Below are 11,256 nucleotides of genomic sequence, written 5' to 3'. Positions count from 1 at the left end.
GCGTCAGGCCGGTTGGCCTCAGGGCGCGCACGGTTTCTTTCACTCTGTTGCGCCCGGGTGGCCGGCGGTATGACAGGTGCGGCCCGCGCCGCACTCCCTGACTGTTTACCGGAGGCATTAAAAATGACGTTACTGGCAGGTGATGACTTTTTTGCGTCCCGGGCGATGACCGTGACGGTAGAGCCACGCGCCCCACAGCCGCCTTTCCCGGAGCACCACCACGACTTCTACGAGATTGTGCTGGTGGAGAGCGGGGCGGGGGTGCATGTGTTCAATGACCGCCCCTACACCCTGTGCAGCGGCACCGTGTGCTTTGTGCGCGACCGTGACCACCACTTGTTTGAGAACGTGGAGGGGCTTTACCTCACCAACGTGCTGTACCGTTCCCCGCAGGCGTTCCGTTTCCTTACCGGTATTGACCGCTTTCTGCCGCCGGATGACGGCCAGGGGCAGGTGCACTGGCATATCGGCCAGGAGGCGTTGCAGGAGGCGCGCCAGCACATCCGCACGCTGGCCCAACTGGCGGAAGACCACAGTGACGAAGGGATCGCCGCCAGTGAGAGCCGCTTCCTGCAACTGTTGCTGCTGCTGCACCGCAGCTGTTGCCAGCTGGAATCCAACGGCGGGCGGGATGCCAATGTGCTGGCGCTGCTGCGTTGGCTGGATAAAAACTTCACTGAAGAGGTGGGCTGGAGCGAACTGGCCGATCGCTACTCGCTGGCGCTGCGTACCCTGCACCGGCAGGTGAAGCAGCACACCGGCATGACGCCGCAGCGTTACCTTAACCGCCTGCGGCTGCTGGAGGCGCGCCGCCGGTTGTTCCAGACCGACCAGAGCATTACCCAGATCGCCCATGAGTGCGGGTTCGGTGACAGCAACCACTTCTCTACCCAGTTCCGGCGCGAGTTTGACCTCTCGCCGAAAATGATGCGCAACAGCGTGCGCTGACCAGAAATTTTCCGGATTTCAGGCCGCCGTCAACCCCGGCGGCCGGGGGTTATGGCAGGATAGCCGTTTGCCCTGTGTCCGGGAGATGTGGAGACCATGCCGCTGCTGAAACTTCAGCAACAAGACTATTTCCTGACCGGCCAGCAGGCGGTGAGCGTCGCTGAACGCCATCCGCAGCCGGATTTCCCGCTGCACCACCACGATTTTGATGAACTGGTGGTGGTGTGGCGCGGCAACGGTTTGCACATCTGGAACGATATTCCCTACCGTATTACCTGCGGCGACCTGTTTTATGTGGATGCGCGTGACCGCCACAGCTATGAGTCAGTGAACGGGCTGGAGCTGGATAACATCTTGTTCGCCCGTGAGCGGCTGCGGCTGCCCGCAGACTGGGCCTCCCTGCTGCCGGGCCATGAGGTGCCGCAGGCCGGGCGCTACTGGCGGCTGAGTATGCTGGGCATGGATGTGCTGCGCTGCAAAGTGGACGCGCTGGCGCAGGAGTGCCTGAAGTCCGACCCGCTGTCGTTACAGCTTGCCGAGGCGCTGTTGCTGCAACTGGCGTTGCTGTTGCAGCGCTACCGCCACCACCCGGACAGCCGGGAACTGGCCGACGCCCAGCAGATGGACTTACTGATGCTGGCCCTGCGCGGCAGCATCGCCGGGCCGTTCCGGCTGGAGGCGTTCTGCGAACAGCACCGCTTAACGCCGCGCACCCTGCGCGCATTGTTCAAACAGCAAACCGGCATGAGCATCAGTGACTACCTGCGGCAACTGCGGCTCTGCAACGCGATGGCACTGCTGCGGCACGGCCGGCAGCCGATTGGCGATGTGGCCGCCGCCTGCGGGTTCGATGACAGCAACTACTTTTCTGTGGTGTTCAACCGCGCATTCGGCGCCACCCCCAGCGGCTACCGGCAACGGTTCCAGCGGTAACCCGGCGCTCATCCACCCTGTGCCACCCGGTGGCCTGGCCTTTATCCGCGCTGTGCCCCGGCACCTCTCCACCCTGCGCTCTGACCTTTATCCGCGCTGTGTTCCGGCACCTCTCCACCCGGTGACCTGGCCTTTATCCGCGCTTTTCCTGCTCCCCTGTTTCTGCGGTACCCTCGGGCGCCCGGCTACGTTTTCAGCGTCGCGATCAGACGGGAAACCGCCGGGGTGATCTGCGCCTCGTCATACACCGCATAGAGATCCGCCGGGATAGGCTCGCTCAGCGGGCGGAATACCACGCCCGGCCACGCCATCTGCGCATAACTGTCGGCCATCAGGGTGATGCCCAGCCCCATGCTGATCAGCGCCAGCACCGTTTGCGGCTCCACCGCTTCGCGCACAATGGAGGGGGTAAAGCCTGCGCTTAAACAGATGTTATGCAGAAACCGCCAGTCAGAGTGCGCCGCCGGCAGGGTAATGAACGGCTCGCGGCTCAGCCTCGCCAACGGCACCGTGGCGTGAGCGGCCAGCGGGTGTTGGCAGGGCAGGGCCACCTGGAACGCGGCCTGATGCAACCGCACGCTGTGCAGGCCATACGGCGGGTCTACTGCCATACGCCAGAGGCCCACATCCAGTTGCTGGCGCTCCAGCATGAGCCGTTGCCGGTCGGGCGACTGCTCATGGAAGGTGATCTCCACCTCGGGGTTGTCCTGCATAAAACGGTAGATCAGCGTGCGCAGGGTGCCCCACAGGGCCGTGCCCACTAAGCCCAGCGCAATGCGGCCGGTTTCGCCGCGGCCAATTTTTTCGACCCGCGCCAGCGCCAGGTGGGTATTGGTGAGCAGTTTGCGCGCCTCTTCCATCAATACCCGGCCGGCCTGGGTCAGCACCACGCTGCGCGAATGGCGGATAAACAGCGGCGTACCCAATTGGGTTTCCAGATCTTTAATATGTGTGCTGAGCGGCGGCTGCGACATATGGAGCCGGGCGGCGGCCCGGCCAAAATGCAGCTCCTCCGCGACGGCCAGAAAATACCGCAGCAGCTTTAAATCCGTCCGAAATACATGCTCCATGAAAGCCCGCTCCTTGCCGGTTGATGACATGCCATGACAGGCGCGTCATCATCCTGCCGTGTCGCGCAACCGGCAATCGCGCGTTAAACAAAGCGGAACGGAGCGCGCAAATTAATGGCGCAAAAAGGTGATCACCAGATAGCCGATGTACATAAAGACAATCGACAGGATGCCCGGCAAGACATTCGGCACCGGAATCGGCAGCCGCAGCAGGGTAAACAGCGCGCCAATTCCAAAGCCTACGCCCGAAGAAAACAGAATCTCTCTCACATTGACCTCCTTTTATGAGCGACATGATGGCCGGCCGGTGCCCCAGCCGGCAGGGATTAATGCAGTGACCGCGGCACAGCCGCCCGGCCGGGGGTATGCGGGTAGCGGAACGCCACGGCAAACAGCACGGCCAGCAGCAGCGCATAGGCGGCAAAAATCAGCCAGATGGTTTGCCACGCTTTAACGCCTTCCACCGTGAAGTGATCCACCGCCAGGCCGCTCAGGATGGCGCCGATATAGGCCCCTACGCCGTTGACCATGGTCATAAACAGCCCCTGTGCACTGGCCCGGATGCGCGGGTCGACCTCCTGCTCGACAAACACCGAGCCGGAAATATTGAAAAAATCGAACGCGCAGCCGTACACCACCATCGACAGCAGCAACAGCACCATGCCGGTGGCGGAGGGGTCACCAAACGCAAACAGGCCGAAGCGCAGCATCCACGCCACCATGCTCATCAGCATCACGGTTTTGATGCCGAAACGCCGGAGGAAGAACGGGATGGTCAGGATGAAGCCCACTTCTGACATCTGGGAAACGGACAGCAGCAGGGAGGGGTATTTCACTACCAGGCTGTCAGCGAACACAGGCTGGCGGGCAAAATCGTGCAGGAACGGGCTGCCGAAGGTGTTGGTGACTTGCAGTACCGCACCCAGCAACATGGCGAACAGGAAAAAGATCGCCATCCGCGGCTTTTTGAACAGCACAAATGCCTCCAGCCCCAGTTTTCCGGCCAGCGTCTGCGAGGTGTGGCCGGCAGGCGGAATGGCCGGCAGCGTCAGGGCGTAGGCCGCCAGGCACAACGACGCGCCGGAGGCGATATAGAGCTGGAGGTTGCTCAGCTCCAGCCCGAGCAGGCTGATGACCCACATGGCGCTGATAAAGCCCAGGGTGCCGTAGACGCGGATCGGTGGGAAATGGGTGACGCTCGGGAGGCCGGCGCGCGCCAGGCAGGCGTAGGCCACGCTGTTTGACAGCGCAATGGTGGGCATAAACGCCATCGCATTGACCAGCATCACCCAGAACATCACGCCCGGCGTGGCGACCTGCGCGGCATACCAGAGCGCCGCCGCCCCCACCAGATGGCACAGCAGATAGGCGCGGTCAGCCCGCAGCCATTTATCCGCGATGATCCCGACCAGCCCCGGCATCACGATCGCCGCCAGCCCTTTCGAGCTGTAAACCATGCCGACATCGGCCCCGGTAAAATGCAGGCGGTTAATCATGTAAGAACCCAGCGTGACCAGCCAGCTTCCCCAGATAAAATATTGCAGGAATGACATGATTTTCAGGCGGGAGGTTATCTCCATATCATTTTCCTTTTTGCAGGATGCAGTCAGGCCCCCGGCTGCGCAGGGGCCGCGGGACATCAGGGCAGATTACGCAGGAAGGTGCAGATCAACTGGATGAAGTGCCGGCGGGAGAGCGCCGCCGCGGACAGGGTTTGCTGGTGGGAGAGCGGCACATCACCCAGCCCTTCCGCCAGATTGGTGATGGCGGAAACCGCCACCACGGCCAGCCCGCAATGGCGGGCGGAGATCACCTCCGGCACCACAGACATGCCGACCACATCCCCACCAATGAACTGCATCATGCGGATCTCGGCCGCGGTTTCGAAGTTAGGGCCGGGATAGGACACAAACACCCCTTCGGTGAGCACAATCCCCGCCTCGTGCGCCGCGGCCTGCAACCGGGCGCGGTAGCCCGCGTCATAGGCATTCGCCAGCGTAAAGAAACGCTCGCCGAACCGGTCATCATTCGGCCCCACCTGTGGCGTGCCCGGCATGGTATTGATGTGATCACGGATCGCCACCAGGCTGCCCGGCCCGACCTCCGGGCGCAGTGACCCGGCGGCATTGGTGCAGAACAGCAGCTCACAGCCCAGCAATTTGAAGGTGCGCACCGCCGTGGTCATCACGCCCATCCCATGCCCTTCATAGAAATGGCCGCGGCCTTTCATGCATACCACCGGCACCCCCTCCAGATGGCCCAGCACCAGCGCGCCCGCGTGGCCCGCCACCGTGCTGACCGGGAACCCCGGCAGCGTCTCATAGGGGATGTCAACGGCATCCTGGATCTTTTCCGCCAGCGCGCCGAGGCCGGAGCCGAGAATAAAGGCCACGCGCGGGGTAAAGCCCGGTTTATGCGCCCGGATAATTTCCGCGCTGAGGTACGGGTGCTGGGATGACGGGGCAAGGGACTCAGAAGCAGAGGACATAGGAACTCCTTATCAGACAAGGGACAAGGCGAGGGATCGCCGGGCGGTAACAGGCCGCTGCCCGGCTTTATAACGGGAAACCCCCTCAGGCAACCAATACCGTTTTTTCTGATGATTCATACCCACAAACTATTGATGTGCGGGCAGGCAGGGCAGGCGGGGCAGGGCGGGGGCAGGATGCAGGCATAAAAAAAGCGCGGCCACCGGGGCCGCGCTTATCAACGTTCAGCGAGCAGGGATTACTTCACCTGCATGCCCGGCTGGGCACCGCTGTCCGGGCTGAGCAGGAAAATCTCTTTCCCGCCCGGCCCTGCGGCCATTACCATGCCTTCGGAGATGCCGAAGCGCATTTTGCGCGGCGCGAGGTTCGCCACCATGATGGTCAGGCGGCCTTCCAGCGCTTTCGGGTCCGGGTAGGCGGAGCGGATGCCGGAGAAGATCTGGCGCTTCTCGCCGCCCAGATCCAGTTGCAGTTTCAAGAGCTTATCGGAACCTTCCACCACATCCGCCTGCTCAATCAGCGCGATGCGCATATCCACTTTGGCGAAATCATCAAAGGTGATGGTTTCCTGGATTGGGTCATCGGCCAGCGGGCCGGTGACCGGTGCCGCAGCGGCGGCCATGTCTTCTTTGGAGGCGTCGACCATGTTCTGTACCTTGTCGAGATCAATACGGTTAAACAGTGCTTTGAACGGCATCACCGGGTGGCCGAGCAGCGGGGACGCGATGCCTTCCCAGGTCAGCGGGGTGTTGAGGAACGCCTCTGCGCGCATGCTCAGGGCCGGCAGCACCGGTTTCAGGTAGGTCATCAGTACCCGGAACAGGTTGATGCCCATCGAGCAGATCGCCTGCAGGTCAGCGTCACGCCCTTCCTGCTTCGCCACCACCCACGGGGCCTGCTCATCCACATAGCGGTTGGCGAGATCCGCCAGCGCCATGATTTCACGGATCGCCTTGCTGAACTCGCGGGCGGCATAAGCCTCGGCGATGCTTTCCGCCGCGGCGGTGAAGGTGGCATACAGCGCCTCATCGGCCAGCGTGTCCGCCAGTTTGCCGTCAAAGCGTTTGTTGATGAACCCGGCATTGCGCGAGGCGAGGTTCACCACTTTGTTGACGATGTCCGCGTTGACGCGCTGGACGAAATCTTCCAGGTTCAGGTCGATGTCATCAATGCGCGACGAGAGCTTGGCGGCGTAGTAGTAGCGCAGGCAGTCAGCGTCCAGGTGCTTCAGGTAGGTGTCCGCCTTGATGAAGGTGCCGCGTGATTTGGACATCTTCGCGCCGTTGACCGTGACATAACCGTGCACGAACAGGTTGGTCGGCTTGCGGAAACCGCTGCCTTCCAGCATCGCCGGCCAGAACAGGCTGTGGAAGTAGACAATGTCCTTGCCGATGAAGTGGTACAGCTCGGCCTCAGAGTCTTTTTTCCAGAACTCGTCGAAATCCAGGTCGCCGCGCTTGTCGCACAGGTTCTTGAAAGAGCCCATGTAGCCAATCGGCGCATCCAGCCAGACGTAGAAGTATTTGCCCGGCGCATCCGGGATTTCAAAGCCGAAGTAGGGTGCATCACGCGAGATGTCCCACTGTTGCAGGCCCGACTCAAACCACTCCTGCATCTTGTTTGCCACCTGCTCCTGCAACGCGCCGGAGCGGGTCCAGGCCTGCAGCATGGCGCTGAAGGAAGGCAGGTCAAAGAAGAAGTGCTCGGAGTCGCGCATTTCCGGCGTCGCCCCGGAGACCGCGGATTTCGGGTCAATCAGTTCCGTTGGGCTGTAGGTCGCGCCGCAGACTTCGCAGTTGTCGCCGTACTGGTCCGGCGATTTGCATTTCGGGCAGGTGCCTTTGACGAAACGATCCGGCAGGAACATGCCTTTTTCCGGGTCGTAAAGCTGGGAGATGGTACGGTTTTTGATGAAACCGTTCTCTTTCAGCCGGGTGTAGATCAGCGAGGAGAGCTCGCGGTTTTCGTCGCTATGGGTCGAATGGTAGTTGTCATAGCTGATGTCAAAGCCGGCGAAATCCTGTTGGTGCTCCTGGCTCATCTCGGCAATCATCTGCTCCGGGGCGATGCCCAGCTGCTGGGCTTTCAGCATGATCGGGGTGCCGTGCGCGTCGTCCGCACAGATGAAATGGACCTCGTGGCCGCGCATCCGCTGGAAACGCACCCAGATATCTGCCTGGATGTGCTCGAGCATGTGGCCGAGATGGATAGAGCCGTTGGCGTACGGAAGTGCGCACGTCACCAATAATTTTTTCGCGACTTGAGCCATAGTGGGAAATTGCTTTCTGTATGAGGAAAAAGGGCCTTCGATGTTACCCGATCGCGGCGCAGGCCGCTAGGTGGGTTTCTTGCAGCGGCGCGCGGCAGCGGGCACGCGGATCTGATATGCTTGCACTATTTTCCGTTGGTTATTGTTTAAGGAGCCGGGATGAACCCTAAATCCCCTGAGCAGAATACCCCCGCGGCGCTGCGCGCCCTGGTGACCGGCGAACTGGCCGCCTTTACCCACCCGACATTGCAGCAGAACCTGGCCGCGCTGAAGGCGCTGCACCACTGCACGGTGCTGGATGGCGTGCTGCATATCGAGTTGCAGATGCCGTTCGCCTGGCAGAGCGCGTTCCTTGACCTACAGGAGCAGGCCAGTGCGCCGCTGATGCAGGCCACCGGCGCACGGGCGGTAGAGTGGACGCTGAAACAGGATATTGCGACGTTAAAGCGCGTCGGCGATCGCGCCGGGATTAAAGGCGTACGCAACATTATTGCCGTGAGTTCCGGCAAGGGCGGGGTCGGCAAGTCAAGCACCGCGGTGAACCTGGCGCTGGCACTGGCGGCGGAAGGGGCGAAAGTCGGCGTGCTGGACGCAGACATCTACGGCCCGTCAGTGCCGGCGATGCTCGGCACCCAGCATGAGCGCCCGACCTCACCGGACGGCACCCACATGGCGCCGATCATGGCGCACGGGCTGGCCACCAACTCCATCGGCTATCTGGTGGATGATGAAAACGCGATGGTGTGGCGCGGGCCGATGGCCAGCAAAGCGCTGATGCAGCTGTTGCAGGACACCCTCTGGCCGGATCTCGACTACCTGGTGCTCGACATGCCGCCGGGCACCGGCGACATCCAGCTGACGCTGGCACAGAACGTGCCGGTGACCGGCGCGCTGGTGGTGACCACGCCGCAGGACATCGCGCTGCTGGACGCGATGAAAGGCATTGTGATGTTTGAAAAGGTCAATGTGCCGGTGCTGGGCGTGATTGAGAACATGAGCATGCATATTTGCAGCAACTGCGGCCACCATGAGCCGATTTTCGGCACCGGCGGCGCAGAGAAACTGGTGGAGAAATACCACTGCGAGCTGCTCGGCCAGATGCCGCTGCATATCGCGCTGCGTGAGGATCTTGACCGCGGCGAACCCACGGTGATTGCCGACCCGCAGGGCGAGCTCGCCACGCTCTACCGCCAGCTTGCCGGGCGGGTGGCGGCGGCGCTGTACTGGAAAGGTGAGCCGATCCCCACCGAAATCTCTTTCCGCGCGCTGTAACCTCAGCGCATAAAAAAGCCCGCTCCGGCGGGCTTTTTGCTGTCTGAGGCGCTTATTTGAGCGTCATTTGCCCGGCGGCGGGCGGCGTCAGAATGCTGAGGTGGTGCAGATCCGCCCGGGTAAAGGCGCGGGTGGCCGGTGAAATCGCCACCGCGATGCGCTCTAAAAGCCCCTGCGTCGGGGCCACTTTGCCGGTGTTGATTAAAAACAGCGGCACCACCAGCGCCATCGCCAGCTGCCCATACGAGAGGCGCGGCACGGTGGCGGAGGTTTGCAGCATCAGGAACGTGGTGCTGATGGTAAAGCCCAGCACCAGCCCGGCCACTACTTCTGCCGGGGAGTGCACGTGGATGACCAGCCGCGAATAGCCGACAAAGAACGCCAGCACATACCCGGTGGTGATGGCGCCAATGCGCACCAGGCGCGGCATCCGGCCGGTCAGCATCCACATCAGCACCGGCCAGATGCTGGCGGAGAGCGCCGAGTGGCCGCTGAAGCCGGTGAAATCAAACCGGCGGCTGCCGATGCCCCAGCCCATAAACGCCAGCTTGGAGAGGCAAACCAGCCCGCCCGCAATGCCGAACAGCAGCATCCACTGCCAGGTGGCGCGGCGGGTTTCCGGGTTGGCCAGCAACATCAGCAGGATCAGGGCCGCGCAGGGCAGCAGCAACATGCTGTCGCCGAAATAGGTTAACCAATGCCAGTTCATGCGGTGTGCTCACCCTAAAGATAAAATTCTCACGGCAGGGATCTGCCCGGTGCAGAGAACGTGCCGGAGTCGGCGGTATCGGGTTATGTTAACGTAATGCGCTCATTAATAAGTAGTATGAATGTTCTTAAAAATGTAACTGCCCGCCATCCGTTGCAGCCGCGGGCTGCGATCCTTGCCGCAGGCTAAAGAGGCGCGCCGCCTAAGTGCTGGCAACCGATCCCTTAACTCCCTATAATTGCCGCGATCACCGCCCCGGCTGGGGCGTGCCCTTTCCCACTATGAATCAGGTCTTTAAAAGTTATGACTGACAAGCCCCACCAATGCGTCATTATCGGTATCGCCGGCGCTTCCGCCTCAGGTAAAAGCCTTATCGCCAGCACCCTCTATCGCGAACTGCGTGAGCAGGTCGGCGATGAGCACATCGGCGTTATCCCTGAGGACAGTTATTACAAAGACCAAAGCCATCTCACGATGGAAGAACGTGTGCAGATTAACTACGACCACCCAGGTGCAATGGACCACAACCTCCTGTTCCAGCACCTGCAGATGCTGAAGGCCGGCAAGCCGATTGAGCTGCCGCTCTACAGCTACGTGGAATACACCCGCAAGCCGGAAACCGTGCACCTGAAGCCGAAAAAAGTGATCATCGTTGAGGGCATCCTGCTGCTCACCGACATCCGCCTGCGTCAGGAGATGAACTTCTCCATCTTCGTGGATACGCCGCTGGACATCTGCCTGATGCGCCGTATGAAGCGTGACGTGAATGAACGCGGCCGTTCGATGGATTCCGTGATGCAGCAATATAAGAAAACCGTGCGCCCGATGTTCCTGCAATTTATTGAGCCGTCCAAACAGTATGCGGACATCATCGTGCCGCGCGGCGGCAAAAACCGCATCGCCATTGACATCCTGAAAGCCAAAATCAGCCAGTTTTTTGAATAGCGTGCCCACGCCTGAAGGAAGTAACCCATGAGACTCTGCGACCGAGACATTGAAGCCTGGCTGAACGATGGCCGGCTGGCCATCACCCCACGCCCGCCGGTAGAGCGCATCAGCGGCGCCACCGTGGATGTGCGGCTGGGCAACCAGTTCCGCGTGTTCCGCGGCCACACGGCCCCCTATATTGACCTGAGCGGCCCGAAGGATGAAGTGAGCGCCGCGCTGGATCGCGTGATGAGTGATGAGATCGTGCTGCCGGAAGGGGAGGCGTTCTTCCTGCACCCCGGCGAGCTGGCGCTGGCGGTGACGCTGGAGTCAGTGACGCTGCCGGCGGACCTGGTGGGCTGGCTGGATGGCCGCTCCTCGCTGGCGCGCCTGGGGCTGATGGTGCACGTGACCGCACACCGGATCGACCCGGGCTGGCAGGGGCGGATTGTACTAGAGTTCTATAATTCGGGTAAATTACCCCTGGCATTGCGCCCCGGCATGATGATTGGCGCACTGAGTTTTGAACCGCTTTCCGGCCCGGCAGCCAGACCTTACAACCGCCGCGAGGATGCCAAGTACCGCGACCAGCAGGGCGCCGTGGCCAGCCGGATTGACAAGGATTGATCCCAGAGCGGG

The 11,256-nt window shown here is 61.7% G+C and carries 11 protein-coding genes; 5 read left to right on the top strand and 6 right to left on the bottom strand.

Annotated features, from left to right (window positions below):
• Nucleotides 1-123 precede the first annotated feature (123 nt).
• Both rhaS and rhaR read left to right on the top strand, forming a co-directional pair.
• Nucleotides 124-948 carry an HTH-type transcriptional activator RhaS gene (gene rhaS, locus JK232_RS01485; protein WP_072928410.1) on the top strand — a complete coding sequence of 275 codons (825 nt, stop codon included), beginning with the start codon at nt 124-126 and terminating at the stop codon, nt 946-948.
• 96 nt (nt 949-1,044) lie between these two features.
• Complete coding sequence (gene rhaR, locus JK232_RS01480; RefSeq protein ID WP_072928589.1) at nt 1,045-1,881, top strand: HTH-type transcriptional activator RhaR; 837 nt, start codon at nt 1,045-1,047, stop codon at nt 1,879-1,881.
• A gap of 185 nt (nt 1,882-2,066) precedes the next feature.
• Here the strand turns inward: rhaR and JK232_RS01475 are convergent, their stop codons facing one another.
• The 5 genes from JK232_RS01475 to metG all read right to left on the bottom strand — a co-directional run bounded on the left by JK232_RS01475 (nt 2,067) and on the right by metG (nt 7,709).
• Nucleotides 2,067-2,951, bottom strand: a complete 885-nt coding sequence (locus tag JK232_RS01475) for a LysR family transcriptional regulator (protein ID WP_212588672.1) — start codon at nt 2,949-2,951, stop codon at nt 2,067-2,069.
• Between the two features lie 111 nt (nt 2,952-3,062).
• Nucleotides 3,063-3,221, bottom strand: a complete 159-nt coding sequence (locus JK232_RS01470) for a DUF1427 family protein (protein ID WP_072928412.1) — start codon at nt 3,219-3,221, stop codon at nt 3,063-3,065.
• Between the two features lie 56 nt (nt 3,222-3,277).
• Entirely contained in the window at nt 3,278-4,531 is a 1,254-nt protein-coding gene (locus JK232_RS01465) for a nucleoside permease (RefSeq protein ID WP_072928413.1), read from the bottom strand.
• A gap of 59 nt (nt 4,532-4,590) precedes the next feature.
• A complete protein-coding gene (xapA, locus tag JK232_RS01460) occupies nt 4,591-5,439 on the bottom strand; it encodes a xanthosine phosphorylase (RefSeq protein WP_072928414.1) in 849 nt (282 codons plus the stop codon).
• Between the two features lie 239 nt (nt 5,440-5,678).
• Nucleotides 5,679-7,709, bottom strand: coding sequence for a methionine--tRNA ligase (metG, locus tag JK232_RS01455; RefSeq protein ID WP_072928415.1), 2,031 nt, complete (start codon nt 7,707-7,709; stop codon nt 5,679-5,681).
• A 159-nt stretch (nt 7,710-7,868) separates the two neighbouring features.
• Between metG and apbC the strand changes: the two genes are divergently transcribed.
• Nucleotides 7,869-8,981 (top strand): iron-sulfur cluster carrier protein ApbC, encoded by a 1,113-nt coding sequence (gene apbC / locus JK232_RS01450; RefSeq protein ID WP_072928416.1) that lies wholly within the window; start codon nt 7,869-7,871, stop codon nt 8,979-8,981.
• Between the two features lie 52 nt (nt 8,982-9,033).
• Here the strand turns inward: apbC and JK232_RS01445 are convergent, their stop codons facing one another.
• Nucleotides 9,034-9,690 carry a phosphatase PAP2 family protein gene (locus JK232_RS01445; protein WP_072928417.1) on the bottom strand — a complete coding sequence of 219 codons (657 nt, stop codon included), beginning with the start codon at nt 9,688-9,690 and terminating at the stop codon, nt 9,034-9,036.
• A gap of 303 nt (nt 9,691-9,993) precedes the next feature.
• Between JK232_RS01445 and udk the strand changes: the two genes are divergently transcribed.
• Nucleotides 9,994-10,635 carry a uridine kinase gene (gene udk, locus JK232_RS01440; protein ID WP_072928418.1) on the top strand — a complete coding sequence of 214 codons (642 nt, stop codon included), beginning with the start codon at nt 9,994-9,996 and terminating at the stop codon, nt 10,633-10,635.
• A 27-nt stretch (nt 10,636-10,662) separates the two neighbouring features.
• Complete coding sequence (gene dcd, locus JK232_RS01435; protein ID WP_072928419.1) at nt 10,663-11,244, top strand: dCTP deaminase; 582 nt, start codon at nt 10,663-10,665, stop codon at nt 11,242-11,244.
• Nucleotides 11,245-11,256 lie beyond the last annotated feature (12 nt).

The sequence above is a fragment of the Nissabacter archeti genome, assembly GCF_018257325.1.
Taxonomy (GTDB): domain Bacteria; phylum Pseudomonadota; class Gammaproteobacteria; order Enterobacterales; family Enterobacteriaceae; genus Chimaeribacter; species Chimaeribacter arupi.
The sequence above is the reverse complement of the archived record's forward strand: the minus strand, read 5'-3'. Positions and strand labels throughout refer to the sequence as shown.